The organism is Saccharopolyspora galaxeae, from assembly GCF_016526145.1.
GTDB lineage: Bacteria > Actinomycetota > Actinomycetes > Mycobacteriales > Pseudonocardiaceae > Saccharopolyspora_C > Saccharopolyspora_C galaxeae.
This window is the reverse complement of record NZ_JADDUE010000006.1, coordinates 298,750-319,887: the sequence shown is the minus strand read 5'-3', so window position 1 is coordinate 319,887 and position 21,138 is coordinate 298,750. Positions and strand designations below refer to the sequence as shown.

The following is a 21,138-nucleotide window of genomic DNA, read 5'->3' as shown; positions in this document are numbered from 1 at the left end:
TTCAGCAAGCGTCGAGGGCACAGGGCCGCGAGAACCCCGTCAACCTCACCACCTCGGATATCGCCGCAGCCAGCCGTCTCGGGTGAAGTCGTCGTGGTACGGGTTGCGGCGACCGAAGTTCCAGTAGGCGTCGTCGGCGACTTCCTGGACGAGGTCGGTGAGGTCGAGGGCTTCGAGCCAGTCCTGCGGCAATCCGGCGACGCCGGTGCGGGCACCGATGAGGGCTCCCGCGAGCGCTCCGGTTAGGGCGCTGCGGCCGGAGTGGTTGACCGCGCTGAGCAGCGCGACGCGGGGATGGGCTTCGCGTTTGGCCGCCGCCAGCAGCGCGCGGCCGAGCACCGAGGTCGTGTCCTGCCCGGTACCGATGGCTTCGAGCTCATCGACATCGTCGGCGAGGTATTCGTGCCTGCGATCGGCCACGTGCCGGAGGGTTCCCGCGACCTGCTCGCCGGCCTGCCCGGCCGGCTCGCGGAACTCCTGGTCCAACAGCTCGAGCAGCTGCATCCAAGTCGGGTTCACGAACTTCGCCGAGGTGATGAGCCGGAAGAAGATACCGCTCAACGCATCCGCAGCGGCCGCGTCGACGGACGCGCGGTGCCAGCCGTAAGCCAACGAGCCGGCACCGTGCGACGAGACCGCTTCCGGCAACGACCACATCAGCATCATCGGCCCGTGCAGCCCGGTGTCGTTCGACGGATCGGCCACTGCCCGCTGAACCGCCGCCAACAGCCCGTCCGGAACGCCGCGGCGGAATCGCACCTCCGGCACCCGGCTCAAGAAACCGTCCGGTTCGGGATGCCGCGGGGCGAGCGGTCCCGCCGCCTGCTGCCACGGCACGCCTTGCGCGGACAACCACCGGGCGTGCGCGGAAGCGATCGCGGCGGTGACGTCGGATGGATGCTGCGGTCCCTTGAAGTCCATGCAGCGGATGGCGCCCTCGGTCAGGAACAGCAGCAGTTGAGTACGCCAGCTCACCTGGCCGGAACGGTCGAAAGCGGGCTCCATGTCCTGCACGCCCCGCGCGCCGAACCGGTCCTGGATCTCCTGCCAGGACCAACCGTCCACCGCGGCCCCCAGCGCGTCGCCGAGCGCGAAACCGGCGTATGCACCCACTACCGCATGCCAGGAACGGTGCAGGTCGGATCCGCCGACGTTCGGGAACTTCCCGAAGTTCGCCACATCCGGGCGCAACCGGCCGGCGTCGTCGTGTCGCGCCAGGAGGCCGTTGGCGTGCAGGTCCGATGGCCAGCTCTGCCCGCTGATGTCGTCGCCGGAGTCCGCGAGCCCGCCGAATCGGTTCACGCGCACGGTCGCCCTGGCGTTGGCCGCGTGCCACGCCTGCCCGAGGATCATGCGCTGCCGCTCCTGCCCGGTCAGGTCGTAGCCGCTCTCCCGCGCCTGGCGGATCGCGCTTTCCGGGACACCCAGCTTCGAGTCAAGGCCGAACCGCTGCCGGATTTCCTCCGCGCCCTGATCCAGCGAACCGTCCGGTCCGATCTCGGTGACCAGCTGCGGCTCCTCCGGCCGGAAACCGGGATAGTCGGCGCAGGTGCGGGCGAGTTCCTCGGCGGTGACCTCGGTGCTCGGATAGCTCTGCGGGTTGAGCACCATCGCGGTCCCGGGAAACCGCTCGGCGAAGGTCGGCACGGTCATCCGCAGCCATCGGAGCGCCTGCGGGATCTTGCGCGGTGAGCTGTACACGTCGAGTTTGCGCCTGCCACCCGCAGTGTCGACGGTGACGTCATCACCGCTGTTACCCACTGGCACGAGCACGACAGTTTTCAGCAGCCCCACCAGGAACTGAGCCCGTTGGAGCCGGATCGCCTGATAATTCAGCAACGCCTCGAGCGGATTCTGCGACCGGGGGAATCCGGCACGCTCCGGGCCGACCCGGTAATCGGGGTTCGGCCGCTCTTCCCGGCTGCCGTCCGGGTGCTCGACCTGCCAGCCCGCCACCGCGTGCCGCGGCACGCCCAGAGCGTGGAAACCCGCCTCCCGGTACTCCGGGTCGATGATCTCGAGGTATCTCGGCTGCCCCGGCCAGTCCACCGGAGCGGAGAAACCCGGGTGCGGCGTGGTGTTCGCGGACCGCAGCTCGCCCTCCGGCTCGGTGACGATCAGCCGCGGCGGCGGGAAGATCCGCTGCATGGAGTCGCCGCCGTCGAGGAAGGCCACGTTGTCCCACGGCACTTCCCAGCCCTCCGGGCCGCGCCGCACGTTGTCGTGATCGACCCGGACGCCGTCCGGAGTGTCGAGGGACATCCCGACGGCGCTCATCCACCGTTGCGCGAGCGCGATCGCGTCGGCCTTCTCCACGGTCACGGGGTCCTTCCTCGATCCTGTCCGGGCATGCCCGCTCCAGCCTCATGCAACCACCGCTGCCCGGCCGAGGTGGGGGTCCAGCTCTGGGTTTCCGGCCGGTAGGTGCCGAGCACTTCCTCGGCGCCGGTGGGGTCTTCCGCGACGAGCTCGGCGGGGCCGCCGAACTCCGCGCCGCCTGGCCCATCCAAGACGCCCTCCTGGTCCGGTGTCTCGAAGCGCAGCTTCACGCCCGCCGCATCGTCGAAGCCGCCGGAACCGAGGTCGACCAGCGCGTCCTTGCGGAACATGGCCTGCCTCCCGTCGTGCGTCGCGACCGGGCCGGGATCCTGATTGCCGAGGTACCGGGCGGCCAGGTCCGGCGGGATCGTCCGCTCCCTATGGTGCGTGATCGACCCGGTGTCGCCGGGGCGCCACGGCTGGCGATCCCGGGACTCGGCGCCGTTGCCGCCCGTCGCCGGGGCACCTGCGCCCATCGGCGCGGCGGGTTGTCCGGGAGGCGCCGCACCTGGGCCTGGCCCGGCTTGGGGCGTCTGATGCTCGGGTGGGGCCGGTGCGGAACCGGGGAGCGCTCCCCCCGCACCGGTCGACGCGCCCGGGTGCATCGGGCTGCCGGGGTCGATCGAGCTGGGAGTCGCCGCTTCCGGCGCCGATCCGGAGTCCGCACGCCGCGGACTGTCCGCTGCCGTGGGTGGTTCCGGGTCCAATGTGCCGCTGAGCGATCTGTTCAGCCCGGGCGGTGACGGCTCCGACGACCCGGTGGGAACCGCGGATGGAACCGCTGCGGGCTCAGCAGCGGCCGGTGGTGTCGCGTTCCGAGTTTCCGGTGGTGCCGCACCCGGAGTTTGCGTCGCCGCACCGCCAGGAGGCGCTGTGCCTGCCGGGGGCGCTGTCGGCAGGGAATCCTGCGCAGCGGAAACCGGATCCGGCGGCTGCGGCAGACCGGGCTCGTCCTCGTCCTCTTCGGGGAAAGAAGGCCGGAACGGGTTGGTGTGCTGCCCGAACCACGGACCGCCGTGGCGGGTCGAGGCCTCGCGTTGTTCCGGTTCATCGACACGATCCGCGTCTCGCCGCGAACTATCCGAAGTGGACTCTTCGGCGCGCTCGCTGCCCGGAAGCTCGACCCGGTCCGTACCCGGGCCGGCCCCCGGGACGCGGGCCTCGCGGTCCGCGCCAGGGGCCTCGTCCGCAGCGGGTTCGAGCACCTGCGCGGCCTCCGCACCAGCACCGTCCACATCGGATGCCGCACTCCCGGAACCGGTGACCTGCTCGTCCAGCGAGCCGAACGGCAGCAAGTCGAGCTGCAACGCAGGCTGCGGCAATGTCATCAGCCCACCCGTCTGCGGGTCGATGAACGCGACGCCTTCGGGCGTGTTGGTCACCATCGCCACGTGCCCCACGGGCCTGTCCAGCTGGTCCGGGTAGAGCACGCCGAGGACGGCGTGCGCACCGGCGGGCTGCTCGCTCATCCGCCGGATCACGTCGTCGTAGCTGCCGTGTCGCTCCCACTGGCCGCCGAGCTGCTCCTGCACCCATGGCAACGTGCCCTTGGCGGCCAGTTCCTCGGGCAACACCGGATCGGCTCGTGAGTCCTCGCCGATCAGCCGGTGCGCGTACGAGACCACGCAGCGGGTGCAGTTGGTCTGATAACCGTCGCGGTAGGCGTTCGGCTCGGTGAAGTTCGGGTTGACCTCGGTCAGCTCGGGATGGCGCTGTCCGACATAGGCGTTCTGATGCTCCGGGTGCGCGGTGCCCCCGTGGATCGCGGGCAGCTGGTGCGCAGGCGGGTGGCCACTGCCGAGCGTGCTCCAGTCGGGGTTGCCGTCGGCGTCCAGCGGCAGCGGCGGGGCGCCGTAGGGGTCGGCGGGTGTCGAGTCCGCGGCACCGTGCGCGCCGGAATAGACGGCATCGTCCGGTGCCAAGCACTGCTCGATCTTGCTGGTGCCGCCGGATTCCGGCTGCTCAGGGCGGTCGCCGGTTTCCGGCTCGTTCGGCTGCCGCGGCGAATCCGGTTCACCGGCATCGTGCTGGGAGTCCGCCACCTGGTCCGCGGACGTGCCCGGGTGCGGTTGCCCGGTGTCGGCTCCGTGCAGCGGCTCACCCGAAAGCATCTGCTGAATCGACGGGCGGTGGGCCGCGGCCAGCTCCGCATCGGCACGTGAGCGCTCGAAGCGCTCGACCATTCGCTGGTGCGCGTCTTGCTGCCCGAGGTGGCGCGGATCGTCCGGGGTGATCTCCTCGGCTTCGATCACCCACTTGTGCCGGACGTCGCCGTTCTCGTTCGTGTAGCTGACGTATTCCTTGCTGTGCACCAGAAGTTGCGAACCGGGTGGGAGCACCGCTTCCCGCTCGGCGGGGTTGCTGGCCAGCTCCATGAGGCGCCGCGCGGTTTTCGCCTCAACGCGCAGGTCGACATCGCCGTCGAACAACGGTGCGTTGTTGTCCGGCGAGGTCATCGCGAGGCTGCTGAACGTCGGCTCGACGGTGATCCGACCGGGCTCGTAATGCGCGGCCGCCAGTTCCGGGCCGAGCGGATCGCCGTGGAACGCCAGCGTCCGGATCATCAAGCCGTCCTGCTTGGGCAGCTCGTTGAGCCCGGAGAGGATGGCGCGAGTCTGGTGCAGCTGGGTCTCGGTGAGCTCACCGTGTCGGCCTGCGGCGTTGAGTTCCTTGTACACGTCGTGCGCGCTGTAACAGTGCGCGGCGAAGGCGTTGCGCGGCGAGAGCGCGTCGGCGTTCGGGTGCTCGGCGAGCCGTTCGGCGGTGCGCTGCTGGAGGAATTCGTAGCGATCCCGCCCGTGGGGCTCTTGGCTTTCCGCCCCGAGATGCCGCTCGAGTGCCTCGAAATCTTCCGTGCGCGCGCGGTGATCGGGGTCGGTGCTGAATTCGAGGAGGCGGCGGGCGTTCTCCTCGGGGCTCAGCGGCGGCTCCTGGTCGTCCTGCGGGTTCTCGGTGTGGTCCGGGGCCTCGTTGGTCGCGTCCGGCGCTGCGGCTTCCTGTGCGGCTGTCGAATCGTCGTGTCGGGGCTGATCGTGGGAGGTGTGCGTGTCGGTTCGGTGCCCAGCATCCGGGTCGGGGGCTCCGTCCCGTGCGGTGTCACCGGTGGTGTCCGTTGTGGACTCGTCTGCCTGCGAATCCTTGGTCTGCGGATGTTCGGCGGTGTGCGGCGGCGATTCCGCTGTGGGTTGGTCGGTTTTCGGTGTGTGTTCCGGGGTTTGCGGGTCGTGGCGTGTAGCCGGCCGATCCTGCACACCCGCTGGTGGAGATTGGTGAGTCGCCCGTGCCTCCGTCGTGGAGCGGTCCGGGCCGGCTTGCTGCTGGACGGGCTGCTGCGGTGGATTGGCCTGCTGCGGTGTACCGGGTTGTTGTGGCCGGCCGGGCTGTCGCGGATCGTGGCCCGGCTGGGACGCGGGCTGCTGCGGACGGCCCTGCTGGACGCGGCCGAGGTCGTTTCCGCCCTGCTGCGGGCTTTCCGGTCGTCCGCCGTTCGGCCGACCCGGGTGCTGGGGGCGGCCTTGCTGGGGAGGTCCTTGCTGGAAGGCGTTCGGCGGCTGCGGTCCGCCGGGGCGCGCGGGCGGAGCCGGCGGGCCTTGCTGCTGGAACCCTTGCGGCGGGGCGTAACCGCCCTGCGGCGGTCCTTGTCCCGGAGCCGGTTGCGGGCGCTGTGGTGCGTTCGGCTGAGCGAAGTTCTGCGGCGCGTTGTTGGGCGGCGGGCCGAGCGGGGGCCGGGCGGGATGGCCGCCGTGCTGGGCGTGGTTCGGGTTTGCCGCGCCGCGATCCGGCTGACCGCCCTGCGGCGCACCGCGATCGGGTTGAGCGTGCGGCCCAACGGGATTCGGCTGACCGCCCTGCGGTGCACCCGGCTGGCCACCCTGCGGCATACCGCGACCGGGATGGCCGCCCTGCGACGCGCCGGGGTGCTGACCACCTCCCGGCATTCCCTGGTTGGGGCTTCCCTGCGGCGCTGACGAGTTCTGCGGCGCTGGCGAGTTCTGCGGCGCTGGGAAACTCTGCGGTGCTGGAGAACTCTGCGGTGTCGGGGAGTTCGGGTGGCCGGGAGCTCCCGCCGGGTTCGGACCTCCGGGCATCCCCGGACGGCCTTGCGCCGCACCAGGATGCGGCGCCCCGGGAGATTGCGCCGGTCCTGCGGGTGTGCCCGGACGGTTCGCAGGACCGTTGAACTGACCGGGATTCGGGTGCGCGGGATTGGCGTTGGGATGCGCCGGGTGCTGCCCTTGCGGAAAGCCGGTGGTGCCGCGGAAACCACCTTGCTGCGAAGGAGCACCCCGGCCCGAATGGTCCATTGTGGACTGTTGCGGGTTCGCGGGCGGCTGCTGCGCGTAGGGCCCGCCGCGGCCTCCCGGTGCGGCGAATCCACCGCCTGCCGGTGCCCCGCCCGGCATCCCGCCAGAAGGAGCACCCGGAACGCCCTGACCAGGTGGCCCGCCCGGCCCACCACCTTGGTTGCCGGGATGGTGCGCGGCCGCCGGTGGCATCCCGCCCATACCCGGGGCTCCGCTGCCATAGGCGCCTGCCGGAGCTTCCGGCGGAACGGCCGAAGACGCGGCGGTTGCCGCCGGCGCGTCCGGAACACCGTTGCCCGAACCCGAGGAACCCGCTACCGAACCCCGGCCGCCGGGCTCGCCGCCGCCCGCGCCCGAACCGGACTGCGTCCCGGAATCCGCGGGATTTCCCGTTTCGCCGGAACCGCCCGAGGCAGCGGTGCCGGAACCCGCACCCGCCGAGTCGCCGAAATTCGCCGCGACACCGCCATTTCCAGAACCGCCCGAGCCACCGGACGAACCCGACGAGGCGTCCGCGCCAGCGGCACTGCCCGAGCCGACCGCGCCGCCCGAACCATCCGCACTGTTCGGGCCATCGGCGCCCCCTGGACCACTGGCTCCGCTCGAACTACCAGGTCCGCCGGAGCCGTCCGCTCCGCCAGAGCCATCGGTGCCGCCAGAGCCATCGGCGCCACCGGAATCACCCGGCCCCGAACCACCGGTGTGCGAACCACCAACGTCCGCACCCGAATCCGCCCCGCGCACCGAATCGGCCGCATCCGCCGCCTGCCGCGCAGCCGCCGCATCCGCAGCCCCGCTGAAGCCGTCCTTCGCCCCACCGACACCGCCGTCGACCGACCCACCGAGCGCGCCCGAGAACACGTCCCCGGCGGAAAGACTGCCGAGATCACCGGTAGCCGCCGCCCCGGCGACGCTGCCGAGCGCGCCTTCCGCCCCGCCTTTCACCGCGTGCCCGAGCACGCTGCCCGCACCGGCGCCGGGACCGTTGACCAAGTGCCCGGCGAGTCCTTCGCCCGCCCCGCTGGCGGCGGCATCGCCGGTCTTGTCCCAGTCCCACGACTTCCGATCCCCCGCGGCGACCTGCGCACCTTGGATCCCGGCGTCCAGCGCCACCTGCGCGCCGGCGTTCTTCGCCGCCATGCCCGCGAGGTTCTTCATCCCCTGCTTGCCGAGCTTCTCCAGCCCCTCTCGGAGAACCTTCTCCAGGGCTTCCTTGGCGACCTGCTTGACGCCCTGCTGCATCAGCTTCTGCACGAGCTGGCGGAACGCCATCTGCACGGCCGCCCGGGTCGCGAGCTGGGCGGGCACGATCGCGGCGGTGGAAGCACCGGCGCTGACGAACGCGGCGGCGATCATCGCGGCGATCTGGATCGCCAGCAGCACCAGCGACGCGATGATCATGTATTTGGTGTATTCGACGTCCAGCGCGGTCTGGTCGCAGGACTGCGCCAGCTGCTCGCACATCTCCTGGATGTGCTGAAAGGCCGCCTGCTCGCCTTCGGTGAGGTTCTTCCACTGCCGCTCGAAGGCGTCCGCGGACTCCCCCTGCCAGCTGCCCAGCACTTCGCGCGCGGCGGCGTCGCCCGCGTCGACCACGTCGGGGATGGCCTGCCCGGTCTGCGTCCAGGCGTCGCGCAGCGCGCGCAGCTTGTCCTCGTCGCCTTCCGGCCAGCTCTCCCCGACCAGCCAAGTCAGCCACTTGAGCTCGTCGGGAATCTCCAAGCCCATGCGTCAGTTCCCCGCCCCGCCGATAACCTCGGCATTGCGCTGGTCGGTGGCCTGCGAGTCGTCGGCCACGCCCTGCACCTGCTCGCGCATCGACCGCAGCGCACCGGTGAGCGACTGCAGCGCCTGCTCCATCCCGTCCGCACCGGGCTCGTAGTCCTTCGCGAACGCCTGACCGGACTCGTCCGCACCCCAGCACGGCCCCTGCTCCTGCAACTGCCGCTGAAGGTCTTGGTGGACCTGTTCGAGCCGGTCGGCGGCCACGTCGAACTTCGTGGCGCCGGCGCGCACCCGGTCCGGGTCGATGTGCGCGCCGCCGGGACCGCTCATCAGCGGCCTCCCGGCAGCAGCCAGCTCTGCTGCATGCCGTCGTCATCGTCGTCGTCCGGACGGCGCCTGGCGCGCGGCCGCGGGTTCGGCGGTGCCGTTTCCGGGCGGGTCGTGTCCGGCCCGGCTTCCCGGGCGGGAGCCTGCTGTTGCGCGGATTCCTCGCCCGGCACCTTCGGCATGAGTCCTTGCAGCGAGGGCGCGCCTTCGACGATGTCGGCCAGGTCCGGCAGGCCCTCGGTGATCGGGGCCATCAGCTCGGTCTTCTGCCGCTGCACCTCCGCGGTGGCGCGGCGCACCGTCTCGGTGGCGGTGCTTGCGAGCCGCTTCGGGTCGCTGCGCTGGAACGACGACGCGGCGAACGCCATGCTCACCAGCGAACCCGCGGAATCGACGGTGGCGGTCACCAAACCGTCGTCCGAAGTGATCGTGGCGCTCACCTGCTCGGCGGCGACCTGCGCCTGCTGCAGCTGCGCGGTCTGCTGGTGGAACTTGTCCAGCAGACCGTCCACCTGTTCGCGCATTGCCGCGTTGCGCGCTTCGAGCGCGGCGCGGTCCTGCCCGGGCTGGGTCACGTTCTCCCCCACTGCGACGGTCTCCCCCTGGCTGAGCCAGGCGCGCAGACCCTACCCCGCCCGGGACCGCCGGTAGACCGCTTCGATCGAATCCGCATCGGACGGACCGCGCCGCGCCGCGGCCGACCGCAGCTCGCGGCGCTCGGTCTCGCTCAACCCGCCCCAAATCCCATGGTGCTCGCCGTGTCCGAGCGCGTGCGCGAGGCAGTCGTCCCGCACCTCGCAGCCACCGCAGATGCGCTTCGCGATGTTCGCGGACTCGCCCTTCTCCGGGAAGAACGCCTCCGGATCCGCCTGAGCGCACAGGGCGGACGCGTACCAATCCGGTACACCGGGCCGCGTTGCGGCCGTACTTCCGAGCCGGATGCTTCGGCCCTCCACTCTCGACTTCCGTCTTGCTCCGCGGGTGCGGATGCGCGGGTCGAGACGCGGCGGGCGGGCCGCCATGACGGAAATGTGCTCAAGCAACGATCACAGCGGGCGGTCGCGATTCGCGTGCCGCGCCCGGCCGCCCGGCCAACAGACCGGGCGCGACCGGTCAGCGGTCGTAGCGGCCGGTCTTGAGCGCGGTCATGAACGAGCGCCATGCCTGCGCGGGCACTTCGACATAGCCCGCGGGGCGATTCTTCGAGTCGCGAACCGCGGCACCCGAGCCAAGACGCCCGACTTCGACGCACTCAGTCTGCTGGTGCGTTTAACTGGATTTCCTCCAGCCGATCGGCTGCACCATCATCCCTCGCTCTCCATCTCCTCGACGGCACGAGCGATGAGCCCTACTGACTCTCCCGGGGTCATCGCCAGCGAGCGCAGGGCATCGGTAGCCGACCGATAAGCAGCAGTGTCGGCCGACTCGTGCAGAAATACGGCGGAGCTGTAGTGCGCCAGAGGGACGATCGGCGCCCCTTGGAGAACTCGAAAAGCCCGGTCCGGCGCTCCCTCCCCCGTCCCGGCGCCGGACCGCACAGCCGGTCGGTGCGTCACCTCTCCCTGGCGCACCGACCGGCGCGGAACCGATGTTCCGCCGGAGGACGTCAACTGCGCTGCGGTTCCACCAGCCCGGAGCCGATGCCGGTCAGCGAGCGCACCTCCATCTCCGCCTGCTTGGCCGGATCCTGGTCCGCGCGGCCCACGAAGGTCCCGAAGATGCCCGCCAGGAACGCCAGCGGGATCGACACGATGCCCGGGTTCGTCAGCGGGAAGAAGTGGAAGTCCACCTGCGGGAACATCGACGTGGGACGGCCGGAGACCGCGGGCGAGAACGCGATCAGCACGATGCACGAGACCAGTCCGGAATACATCGACCACAACGTCCCCGCCGTGTTGAACCGCCGCCAGAACAGCGTGTACAGCACCGTCGGCAGGTTCGCCGAGGCCGCCAACGCCAAGGCCAGCGAAACCATAAACGCCGCGTTCTGCCCGATCGCGGCGATACCGCCCGCGGTGGAAAGCACTCCGATCACCAACGCGGTGATGCGCGCGACCTTGATCTCCGCTCCCGGTTTCGCCCGGCCGCGCTTGATGACGTTCGCGTACACGTCGTGCGCGAACGCGGCCGAAGACGTCAGGGTCAGACCGGCGACCACCGCGAGGATGGTGGCGAACGCGATCGCCGCGACGATGCCCAGCAGCGGTGAACCACCGACCCGGTGCGCCAGCAGCAGCGCGGCGGAATTCTCCTTGCCCGGCGCTGCGATGATCGCGTCCGAGCCGACCAGCGCGGTCGCACCGAACCCGAGCACCATCGTCGCCAGGTAGAACACGACCATCATCCACGTGATCCAGACGACCGATCGCCGCGCTTCCCGCGCACTCGGCACCGTGTAGAAGCGCATCATGATGTGCGGCAGGCAGGAAATGCCGAACACGATCGCCATCGCCAGCGAGAGGAAATCGATCCGGGAGAGCAGGTCGTGCCCGTACTGCGCGCCCGGTTCGAGCAGGCCCGCGCCCAGCGGGCTGTTCGCGCTGGCCGTGTCCAGCAACCGCGGCAGGTCGTAGGAGAACCTTCCGATCAGGAACACGGCCATCAGCGACACGCAGACCATCAGCAACGTCGCTTTGATGATCTGCACCCAGGTGGTGCCCTTCATCCCGCCGATGAGCACGTACAGGATCATCACGATGCCGACGAACCCGATGACCAGCGCTTGGCCGAACTTGCTCTGCACGTCCAGCAGCAACGCGACCAGGCCACCGGCGCCCGCCATCTGCGCGACCATGTAGAAGAACGAGATGACCAGCGTGCTGTTGGCCGCGGCGGCCCGGACCGGGCGCGGGCGCATCCGGTAGGCCAGCACATCGCCCATCGTGAACCGCCCGGTGTTGCGCACGAGTTCGGCGATGAGCATCAGCTCGAGCAGCCACGCCACCAGGAATCCCACCGAGTAGAGGAATCCGTCGTAGCCGTGCACCGCGATCGCACCGGCCACCCCGAGGAACGAGGCCGCCGACAGCCAGTCGCCCGCGAGCGCGACGCCGTTCTGCGCACCGGTGATGTTGCCGCCCGCGACGTAGTAGTCGGCGGCGGTGGTGTTCCGGGTGGAAACCCGGTAAACGATGTAGAGCGTCAGCAGCACGAACAGCGCGAAAACGCTGATCGTGATCACCGGCTCGCCGACCGGGCCGCTGCCCGCGGCCAACGTCGAGTCCATCAGCGCGCAGCCCTTTCCTGGTTGCGGAGGTCGTCCACGAGCGGATCGATGCGCTTGCGCACGTATCGCCCGTACAACACGGTCAGCACGGCCGTCGAGACGAATTGCAGGAATCCCATCAGGATTCCCACGTTGATCGAGCCGTAAAGCGGCCGGCTCATGAATTCCTCGGCGAACGCGCCCAAGGCGGCGTAGGTGAAGTACCAAGCGAGCGCGAGCAGCGTCATCGGGAACACGAAGCCGCGGAACCGGCGGCGCAGCAACCGGAAGTCGGCGCTGTGCCGGATCTGCTCGTAGTCGGTTTCGACGGGACCGCGGGGCCGCCAGCTGTGCTTGGCGATGTTTCCGAACTGCGGCTCTACCGCGCCGGGGTGCGGGCGGACCCGCGGGTCCGGTGGTCGAGTCATGCTGCGCGCCCTTCTCGCTGCGCCGGTTCGCGGATCGCCCGGCTTGCGGATTGAGGAGTGTAGGGACTCGGTGCGCAGGGAAAACCCGGCGGTTCAACACACTGGTCGATCCACTAAACACCGGCAAAGAATCGGCATCGGCGCGATCACGAAAAGGGTTCACCGCGGCCACCGGAGAACTTGATCAACCGTCGGTTAGCCTGGCGAACTCAGCGTCGTCGCAGCGCAGCGCGAGTCCGCGGAACGATCCGCGCAACCCGCCCGGTACGATCTCGGCCGAACTCCAGGGAATTCCCTCGGAATCGATGCACCAAGATTCCGGAGGTTGCACCGCGATGCCGGATTGACCCCGCCGGTAGCATCCCAGATCCATGCGCGCCGAGGCGCGAACTCATTTCTGGCGGCAGTCTCGGCTGCCGTGAACGAGGAGGTAACTAGTGACCGTGCGTAACGGATTCTCGGTCGTTGCGCCGCCGACCTGGAACCGTTGGCTGGTACCACCCGCCGCGCTGGCCATCCACCTGTCCATCGGCCAGGCGTACGCGTGGAGCGTTTTCAAAAGCCCGCTCGAGTCGAGCCTGCAGATCTCCGGAACCGGCAGCGCGTTGCCGTTCCAGGTGGCGATCTTCTTCCTCGGGTTGTCCGCGGCGTTCGGCGGCAAGTTCGTGGAGGCGCGCGGCCCGCGCTGGGCGATGGCGGTGTCCACCGTCAGCTTCGCGGCCGGATTCCTGATCTCCGCGCTGGGCATGGCGATCGGGCAGTACTGGCTGGTGGTCGTCGGTTACGGCGTGGTCGGCGGCATCGGGCTCGGAATCGGCTACATCGCGCCGGTTTCGACGCTGATGAAGTGGTTCCCGGACCGGCCGGGCCTGGCGACCGGCATCGCCATCATGGGATTCGGCGGCGGTGCGATCATCGCCTCGCCGTGGTCGAGCGCGATGCTGTCCGCGTTCGGCAAGGGCACCGACGGCATCGCCACGACGTTCCTGGTGCACGGCATCGTCTACGCGGTGTTCATGACGCTGGGCGTGCTGCTCGTGCGGGTTCCGCCGCCCGGCTGGGCACCGGCGGGCTGGACGCCGGCCGCGGTCGCCGAGAGCACCGGGTCGATCCGCGTGTCGGCGAACAACGCGCTGCGCACCCCGCAGTTCTGGCTGCTGTGGATCGTGCTGTGCCTGAACGTCACCGCGGGCATCGGCATCCTGCAGAAGGCTTCGCCGATGATCCAGGACTTCTTCTCCGGCACCAGCACCCCGGTGGTGGCCGCCGCGGCGACCGGGTTCGTCTCGCTGCTGTCGCTGGCGAACATGCTCGGCCGGTTCGTGTGGTCGGCGCTGTCCGACCGCACCGGGCGCAAGAACATCTACCGGCTCTACCTCGGTGTCGGTGCGGCGGCCTACCTGGTGCTGCTGTTCGCCGGGGACAGCAGCGTGGCGCTGTTCGTGGTCGCCGCGATGCTGCTCATGTCGTTCTACGGCGCGGGTTTCTCCACCATCCCGGCCTATCTCAAGGACCTGTTCGGAACGTTCGAGGTCGGCGCGATCCACGGCAGGCTGCTGACCGCGTGGTCGGTGGCCGGGGTGCTCGGGCCGCTGATCGTCGACGCGCTGGCCGACGCGGGCGAGAGCTCTGGTGCGTCCGGTGCCGCGCTCTACACCACCTCGTTCTACCTGATGACCGGGTTCCTGATCGTCGGTTTCGTGGCCAATGAGCTGATCCGGCCGGTGCACAGCCGGTTCCACGAGCCCGCGGGAGCAGCGGCGCACGCGGGCGCGGACAGCGGCACCGCCCACAGCGCTACGGCGGATGGCGGCGCAGCCGCCGAGACCGAGGAAACCGGTTCCGATGAAAGCGGTTCCGAGAACAGCACCACCGGTGACAGCGCCACCGGCGCCGACCCGACCGGCAACGGCGACGCCGGGCACGACGACGCCTCCGACAAGCAGACCACCTAAGAGGAGCTGGGCGAAGATGACCGAGCAGCACGACGAGCAGGCTCCGGACGCCAAGACCCGGGTCCTGCTGGTCTTTTCCTGGGCGTGGGTGGGGATTCCATTCGCCATCGGCGTCTACGAGCTGGTGGTGAAGGCGTCCAAGCTGTTCACCTGAGTTCCACCGAGCCGTGCCGCCCGGGCCGCCGCGCAACGCGCTCCGGTTCCGGGCGGCACGGCTCGTTCCGCGGCGAGCTGTCCGCGCGCGGCGTGCTGGCCTAACTTGGTGGCGTGCTCCGCACGGAAAGGACTGATCACAGTGGACGACAGCGGGACGGCGGTGCTCGCCGGACTGGACGGAATCCGCGGCGGCGTCGAAGACTTCTACCGGGACCTGCACGCCAACCCCGAACTCGGCTTCCAAGAACACCGCACCGCGGCGAAGGTCGCCGAGGCGCTGCGCCGGACCGGCTGCGAGGTCACCGAAGGCATCGGCGGCACCGGAGTCGTCGGCGTCCTCTCCCGCGGCCGGGGCCCGGCGGTGCTGCTGCGCGCGGACATGGACGCCTTGCCGCTGCGTGAGGACACCGGACTGCCCTACAGCTCCGAAGTCACCGCGACCGACGCCGAAGGCGCCGAACAACCGGTCATGCACGCCTGCGGACACGACGTGCACGTCGCCTGCCTGCTCGGGTTCGCGCAGCTCATGGCACGAGCCACCGACGCGTGGTCGGGTACCGTGATCGCGCTGTTCCAGCCGTCCGAGGAGACCGGCGGCGGCGCACGCGCCATGCTCGCCGACGACCTGGCGGGCAAGATCCCGAAACCGGATGTGGCGCTCGCGCAGCACGTGCTGCCCTACCCCGCCGGCTACGTGGGCACCCGCAGCGGATCCTTCCTGTCCGCCGCCGACAGCCTGCGCGTCACCTTCCACGGCCGCGGTGCGCACGGCTCCGCGCCGCAGTCCGGCATCGACCCGGTGATCATGGCGGCGATGACCGCGGTCCGGCTGCAAACCGTCGTGTCGCGGGAGATCGCGGCCACGACACCGGCGGTGCTCACCGTCGGCAGCATTCAAGCCGGGCAGAGCTCGAACGTCATCCCCGACCGCGCCACGATGCAGCTGAGCGTGCGCACCTACGACCCGGCGGTGCGCGAGCAGGTGCTGGCATCGATCGAGCGGATCGTGCGGGCCGAAGCCGAAGCCTCCGGCGCACCCGCGGAACCGGAGTTCGAGCGGCTCGCCGACTTCCCCGCCACCGTCAACGACGCGGCCACCACCGAAACCGTCGCCCGCGCGTTCGCCGCGCACTTCGGCGACGACGCGCACACCATCGACCTGCAAACCGCCAGCGAGGACATGAGCGAAATCCCGCAGGCGTTCGGCATCCCCTACACCTACTGGGGCATCGGCGGAACGGACCCCGCCGAGTACGCGCGGGCTCAGCGACGGGGCACCGCGGCGCAGGACATCCCGAGCAACCACAGCCCGCACTTCGCTCCCGTGCCGCAGCCGACCCTGGACACCGGCATCCGGGCCCTCACCACCGCCGCGCTCGCCTGGCTCGCGCGCGATCCCGGCACCGGCGAGTCCCGCTCGGCGGAAGGCGCGGCTTCCTGAGCGCTGCTGCGCAACACGTGGTCGCGCAGGTCGGCGATCAGGAAGCCATCGCCCCGGCCGCGCCGATTCCGGATGTCCCGCCGGAACGGGAAATCCCCGCCCGTTGCGAGCACGGGCGGGGTTCGCCCGATGGCCTCAGCCCATTTCGGCCAGGCGCGGCACCACGCGGCCGCCGAACGAGGCGACTTCCCGGGCCGGGTCGTCGCTGCCGGGCACGACCTCGGCCAGCTCGATGCCGAGCTTGGCGTACGGCTCCATCGCGGACAGGAACGCGTCGGGGTCGTTGTTGGCTTCCCAGGAGGGCACGATGATGGTCTTCTCGATCCGGGAGTAGTCCGTGCCCTCGTCGTCGCAGTGCCGCTTGAGCACGTCGAGCTTGCGCGCGACGTCGTCCGGGTCGAAGCCGAACAGGTTGCAGGCGTCCCCGTAGCGGGCGACCAGCTTGAGCGTCTTGCGCTCGCCGCTGCCCGCGATGAGCACCGGCGGGCCGGGCTGCTGGATCGGCCCTGGCCGGCAGATCGTCTCGGCCAGCTGGTAGTGCTCGCCGTGGAACGGCCCGTCGTCGTCGCTCCACATCTGGCGCGCGATCCGGACGGTTTCCTCGAGCCGCTCGAAGCGCTCCTTCAGCGGCGGGAACGGCACGCCCAGCGCCTTGTGCTCGCGCTCGTACCAGGCGGCGCCGACGGCGAACAGCGCCCGGCCGCCGGAGAGCACGTCCAGCGTGGTCGCGATCTTGGCGAGCAGCCCCGGATGCCGGTAGGTGATCCCGGTGGCCAGCAGCCCCAGGTCCATCGTGGACGTCTTGCCCGCCAGGTAGCCCAGCGAGGTGTAGCCCTCCAGCATCGGATCCTGCGCGGTGGCGAGCTGCTCCATCTGGAACCAGTGGTCCATCAGGCTGAACCGGCTGACGCCGACCTCCTCGGCCGCGGCGGCGGTGGCCGACAGGGTCCCGGCGATGGCTTCCGAGCCGCCGGGCAGGGTGAAGTTCGCGAAGTGGATACCTAGGCGCATGGACCGAGCTCCTCTGGATGCGTGGATGGTGTGCTGCTGCCGGTTGGCCCTCGTGGCGATCCTGCCGCCAGAAGTCATCGCCTGCTGCCGGATCTCGACGCGATCGCCGATCACGATGGCCTTCGAGGTCGTTGGCCACGTTGCGCGCGGCGGGCACGACGCGTGCTCCCTTGTCCGCGAACGCACGGGAACGTCGGCAGCAGCGGGCCATTGACCACAAAGTAGCCAGTGACAACAATGTCGTCAACGACAACTCCGCGCGCTATCGTCGGCCCGTGCCAGCCATGACCGACGACGGCCGCTACCACCACGGGAACCTCCGCTGCGCACTGCTCGACGCAGCAGAGCGGGGCCTGCGCGAGCACGGCGCCGACCAGCTGTCGCTGCGCGACCTGGCCAGGGAGATCGGCGTGAGCCATGCCGCGCCGCGACGGCATTTCCCGGATCGTCAGGCGCTGCTCGACGCGCTCGCCGAAACCGGCTTCGCCCGGCTGGACACCGCGCTGCGCACCGCGCTGACGGCCGCCGACGACGACTTCCCGGCGCGCCTGCGGGCCACGATGGTCGCCTACACCCGCTTCGCCACCGAGAACGCCGCACTGCTCGAGCTGATGCACACCAGCAAGCACCGGCCGGGTGCGACGCGGATCCTCGAGGCGGCCGAAGCGCCGTTCGGCCTGATGATCGGCCTGATCGCGGAAGGCCAAGAGCAGGGCGCGCTCGAGGCGGGCGATCCCCAGCAGCTCGGCATGGTGCTGTACGCGACCGTCCAGGGCATCACGACGATCATCAACGGCAACCTCGTCGAAGCGGAACTGCTCGACGGGATCGTCCACACCGCGATCGACCAATTCCTGCGAGGAGCGCGTCCGCTCGATTAGCCGGGTCTGTCGCCGCCGACCACATCGCGGTCCCGGTCGTGCGCGCACTCGGATATCGGGTCGGAACGCGGCTGACGGCCGCACGGTTCAGCGTCCGTCGGGCGCCACCGACCTTTAAGTGCAGACGGTGAACCCGGCCTGTCCATCGGTCACTCGTTCGGACCGTCCTGCTCCACGTGTGTTGGGCGGTCTCGGGATCATGGTGTGGGGTGCCGGCATGAGCCTTTGCCAATCCGGACATGAGTCCTCCGCGCCGCTGGAGCTGGTCGATCAGCTGCGCCGGCTCCTCGCGCTGGCCGGCACGGACGAGCACAGCGCGATCGCCGCTTTCGACCGCATCGTGCAACGACAGGGCAAGGACGTCGTACTGGACGCGCTGCTCGTACTGGCTCCCGGACTCCCATCAGAATTCCCGGACGACGCAGCCGCCCGCCCGCACGACCAGGAGGATTCGCAGCGCGGGCTCGCCCGCCGCTGATCCGATGGAGCCGAACGAGGCGCCGGGAGCGCGAACAAGTCCGAAGTGGACGGTCCAGGGCAAGCCGGTCTCACCTACGTGCGAAACGCCTCGTGCCCGTTTCATCACCGGCCGAGTCATCAACGTCAACGGCGGCGCCGGAACGGCTCGTTGAAAGCCGCTCGACAGCCGGGATGGCATCGGGCACGCGCAAGCGACGAAGTACGTGATCGGCCTAATCGTTCCGGCTAGGACGACGGCGTCACGGCTTGCGCCCGACCGCCCCGTACATCGCGATGTCCGCGTCCGGAACCGCTTCGTAGGTGTCGCTGTCCGGCTTCCACTTGTGCATCTGCACGATGCCGGGTTCGACCAGTTCCAGGCCTTCCAGGAAACGTGCGGACTGCTCGCGGTCGCGCCAGCGCAGCGTCTCGCCGTGATCGTGGTAGGTCTGGCGCACCTTGGCCAGCATCTCCGGGGCGAAGTCGTCGGTGGCGATCGTGGCGGCCACGTAACTTCCGGACGGCAGCGCATCGATGATCCGCCGGGTGACCGCAAGCGCTTCGTCGTCATCCTCGATGAAGTGCACGACGGCGATGAGCATCAGCCCGATCGGCTTGTCCGGGTCGAGCGTGTCGCGCAGCTCGGGCGCGGACAGGATCGCCTCCGGATCGCGCAGGTCCGCGTCCAGGTAGGCGGTGCGACCGCGCTCGCCGCTGGTCAGCAGCGCGCGGGCGTGCGCGAGCACGATGGGATCGTTGTCGGTGTAGACGACACGGGACTGCGGGCGCACCTCCTGCACGACCTCGTGCAAGTTCGGCGAGGTGGGGATGCCGGTGCCGATGTCCAGGAACTGGTCCACACCGCACTCGGTGACCAAGTAGCGGGCGGCCCGGTGCAGGAACTCCCGGTTGGCCCGCATGTGCACCGGCAACGCGGGCCAGACCTGCACGGTGGCGTCCGCAGCGGCTCTGTCGACGGCGTAGTTGTCCTTGCCGCCGAGTATGTAGTCGTAGATCCGCGCACCGTGCGCCCGGTCCGTCCGGAGGTCCGCGGCAGGCCGCGGAATCCCATCGCTCATCGTGCTCTCCCCGATCAAAGCACTCGTGCAACCAACTTGATCAGCATCGCACAGCGCACCCCGGAGCTACGAACGACCAACCCCGGTGACCACAGTGGACAGAACGCCCGGATCGGTCAGGAGGAATCCGCGGGACGGCCCGCCACCACCTTCGCGAAGGGTTTCCCTGTCGCAGCACCGCGTGCGTCCTCGCAGCAGCAGCCCGCGGACTGCCGCGGACGTGCACCGCCGACGGCGATCATGCCTACACAGCGGCGTTTTGTGGATTCGCGAAGTGGTTTCGTCGTCGATCCCCGCGCAACCGAGCCGATGTAATCTCGATCACGGGACCGAGCGGTTGGCCGGTCTCGACCCGCCATTCGAGTCGACACGATCGGGAGCAACCGATGTCCACCTACGAATCCGGCTCGCCGCTGAACCGGCGGTCCCTGCTGCTGGGTACCGCGGGCACCGTGGGACTGGCGACCGTGCTGCCCGCCGTCGCATCGGCCAAGGGCGCCGCGCCGAAGCAGGAATACCCGCCGAACTGGCCGGAAAAGAAACCCTACGGCACCGCGGACACCCGGAAGGACCTGTGGCCGAGGGACGACAACTCGCGCATTCTCGATCTCGAGCTGCGCCCTCGGGACGAGGAGCTCGGCAGGATCTGGATCCGGGACACCTACGTCAACTGCTTCACGGTCGACGGGAAGGCGCTCTACGTCGCCACGGGCACCACCCGCGCCGGTGATCTCGACGCGGCATCGCCGTGGAACGACGGCATCTTCGTGTGGGTCGCCGACTCCTTGGACGGCCCGTGGAAGCTGGTGGACACGACCGGCATCCGGCCCGATGCGGACAAGGGCAAGGTGTGGTCACCGGAGTTCGTCGGCGAGAACGAGCCCGGACGCACCGTCGTCGCCCCGTGGCAGGAGTACTGGCACGACGAGGAATACGGCAAGCGCGGCAACGTTTGGGCACCGGAGCTGCACTACTTCCGCGGCACCTGGTACCTCGTCGCGTGCATGGGCGATCACTCCAGGAAGGTCGGGTCGTTCATGCTCAAGAGCGAGGGCGGCGTGCAGGGCCCGTACCGGGTCGTCGAGGGCAACCTCGAAAAACCGTTCGGCGACCTGGCCCCCGACGGGCCGGATTTCGTCGACCCGGAGATCTACCACCACATCGACGGCGGGCTCTACACCGAAGACGGCAAAGCGTGGCTCGTGCTGCACAACGACCTGTACGCGGAATTCCGGGACGACATGGAGGACATCGTCCCGAAAACGAACCTCCCGGAGTTCGAGCAGACGCGGTACGCACCGGAGCCGTACCTCGAAGGCGCGTTCGTGCTCAAATACGAAGAGAAGTACTACATGATGCACGCCGCCTGGAATCGGACGTCGACCGAACCCGACGGCAGCAAGCGCTACGCCTACAACACGCCCGAAAACGAGAGCGAGCAGTACCAGTACGACGCGATCATCGCCGTCTCGGACACGTTCGAAGGTCCGTACTCGAAGCGCTGGACCGCGGGTGTCGGCGCCGGCCACAACAACCTCTTCGTGGACGCCGACGGCCGGCTGTGGGCGACGTTCTTCCGCAACCCGGTCGCCGGCTACTGGGCCGACCCGTCACGGGTCGAGGACGCCGCCGTGCCCGGCGTGGTCCGAATGGAGTGGACCGGCCCGGGCCGCGACCGGATCTACGTCCAACGCCGGAAGTGAGGGTGCCTGGCATGACGGCGCTTCGTGGCGGAACCACCGACCGTACGATCACGCTGACCCGGGTGATCACGGCAGCCGGGCGAACAGCGCCTGAACAGCGCTGCTGTGGACACGCAGTTCCTGTTGCGGTCGAGTTCACTCGCAC

Annotated in this window: 16 protein-coding genes and 1 pseudogene; 6 read left to right on the top strand and 11 right to left on the bottom strand. The window is 69.8% G+C overall.

Features of this window, described 5'->3' with window-relative positions; translation table 11 throughout:
- Window positions 1–45: 45 nt before the first annotated feature.
- From INP57_RS30360 to INP57_RS16260, 9 genes and pseudogenes are all read right to left on the bottom strand, one after another.
- A complete protein-coding gene (locus INP57_RS30360; protein WP_200071066.1) occupies window positions 46–2,322 on the bottom strand; it encodes an ADP-ribosylglycohydrolase family protein in 2,277 nt (758 codons plus the stop codon).
- Window positions 2,319–8,351 carry a WXG100-like domain-containing protein gene (locus INP57_RS16290; RefSeq protein WP_200071065.1) on the bottom strand — a complete coding sequence of 2,011 codons (6,033 nt, stop codon included), beginning with the start codon at window positions 8,349–8,351 and terminating at the stop codon, window positions 2,319–2,321. Before INP57_RS16290 ends, INP57_RS30360 begins: the two co-directional genes overlap by 4 nt.
- A 3-nt stretch (window positions 8,352–8,354) precedes the next feature.
- Window positions 8,355–8,678: a WXG100 family type VII secretion target gene (locus INP57_RS16285; RefSeq protein WP_200071064.1), complete on the bottom strand. Its 324-nt coding sequence runs from the start codon at window positions 8,676–8,678 to the stop codon at window positions 8,355–8,357.
- Window positions 8,678–9,262, bottom strand: coding sequence for a YbaB/EbfC family nucleoid-associated protein (locus INP57_RS16280; RefSeq protein WP_307850114.1), 585 nt, complete (start codon window positions 9,260–9,262; stop codon window positions 8,678–8,680). The genes INP57_RS16285 and INP57_RS16280 overlap by 1 nt, the downstream gene beginning before the upstream one ends.
- Before the next feature lie 39 nt (window positions 9,263–9,301).
- Window positions 9,302–9,631, bottom strand: a complete 330-nt coding sequence (locus tag INP57_RS30355; RefSeq protein ID WP_374220948.1) for a WhiB family transcriptional regulator — start codon at window positions 9,629–9,631, stop codon at window positions 9,302–9,304.
- Window positions 9,632–9,788: 157 nt separating this feature from the next.
- Window positions 9,789–9,923: pseudogene (locus INP57_RS16270) on the bottom strand (DUF397 domain-containing protein); the annotation flags it as partial.
- Window positions 9,924–9,979: 56 nt separating this feature from the next.
- Complete coding sequence (locus INP57_RS30510; RefSeq protein WP_374220951.1) at window positions 9,980–10,213, bottom strand: Scr1 family TA system antitoxin-like transcriptional regulator; 234 nt, start codon at window positions 10,211–10,213, stop codon at window positions 9,980–9,982.
- Window positions 10,214–10,281: 68 nt separating this feature from the next.
- A complete protein-coding gene (locus tag INP57_RS16265; RefSeq protein ID WP_200071062.1) occupies window positions 10,282–11,901 on the bottom strand; it encodes a monocarboxylic acid transporter in 1,620 nt (539 codons plus the stop codon).
- A complete protein-coding gene (locus INP57_RS16260) occupies window positions 11,901–12,308 on the bottom strand; it encodes a DUF485 domain-containing protein (RefSeq protein WP_200071061.1) in 408 nt (135 codons plus the stop codon). The genes INP57_RS16265 and INP57_RS16260 overlap by 1 nt, the downstream gene beginning before the upstream one ends.
- A 437-nt stretch (window positions 12,309–12,745) precedes the next feature.
- On the opposite strand from INP57_RS16260, the gene INP57_RS16255 reads away from it, so the two are divergent.
- From INP57_RS16255 to INP57_RS16245, 3 genes are all read left to right on the top strand, one after another.
- Complete coding sequence (locus tag INP57_RS16255; protein WP_200071060.1) at window positions 12,746–14,263, top strand: L-lactate MFS transporter; 1,518 nt, start codon at window positions 12,746–12,748, stop codon at window positions 14,261–14,263.
- 16 nt (window positions 14,264–14,279) lie between these two features.
- Window positions 14,280–14,417, top strand: a complete 138-nt coding sequence (locus tag INP57_RS16250) for an MFS transporter small subunit (RefSeq protein WP_200071059.1) — start codon at window positions 14,280–14,282, stop codon at window positions 14,415–14,417.
- A 141-nt stretch (window positions 14,418–14,558) separates the two neighbouring features.
- The gene (locus INP57_RS16245; protein ID WP_200071058.1) at window positions 14,559–15,860 is read left to right on the top strand and encodes an amidohydrolase; all 1,302 of its coding nucleotides are present in this window, start codon (window positions 14,559–14,561) and stop codon (window positions 15,858–15,860) included.
- Between the two features lie 135 nt (window positions 15,861–15,995).
- Here INP57_RS16245 and INP57_RS16240 read toward each other — a convergent pair whose 3' ends face one another.
- Window positions 15,996–16,871, bottom strand: a complete 876-nt coding sequence (locus tag INP57_RS16240; protein WP_200071057.1) for an LLM class F420-dependent oxidoreductase — start codon at window positions 16,869–16,871, stop codon at window positions 15,996–15,998.
- 131 nt (window positions 16,872–17,002) lie between these two features.
- Between INP57_RS16240 and INP57_RS16235 the strand changes: the two genes are divergently transcribed.
- Window positions 17,003–17,752 carry a TetR/AcrR family transcriptional regulator gene (locus INP57_RS16235; protein WP_233627644.1) on the top strand — a complete coding sequence of 250 codons (750 nt, stop codon included), beginning with the start codon at window positions 17,003–17,005 and terminating at the stop codon, window positions 17,750–17,752.
- Between the two features lie 217 nt (window positions 17,753–17,969).
- Entirely contained in the window at window positions 17,970–18,230 is a 261-nt protein-coding gene (locus INP57_RS16230) for a hypothetical protein (protein ID WP_200071056.1), read from the top strand.
- Between the two features lie 241 nt (window positions 18,231–18,471).
- On the opposite strand, the gene INP57_RS16225 is transcribed toward INP57_RS16230, so the two are convergent.
- Window positions 18,472–19,290 (bottom strand): SAM-dependent methyltransferase, encoded by an 819-nt coding sequence (locus INP57_RS16225; RefSeq protein WP_200071055.1) that lies wholly within the window; start codon window positions 19,288–19,290, stop codon window positions 18,472–18,474.
- Window positions 19,291–19,676: 386 nt separating this feature from the next.
- Here INP57_RS16225 and INP57_RS16220 point away from each other — a divergent pair, with 386 nt between their 5' ends.
- Complete coding sequence (locus INP57_RS16220; protein WP_200071054.1) at window positions 19,677–20,993, top strand: family 43 glycosylhydrolase; 1,317 nt, start codon at window positions 19,677–19,679, stop codon at window positions 20,991–20,993.
- The last annotated feature ends 145 nt before the right edge of the window (window positions 20,994–21,138 follow it).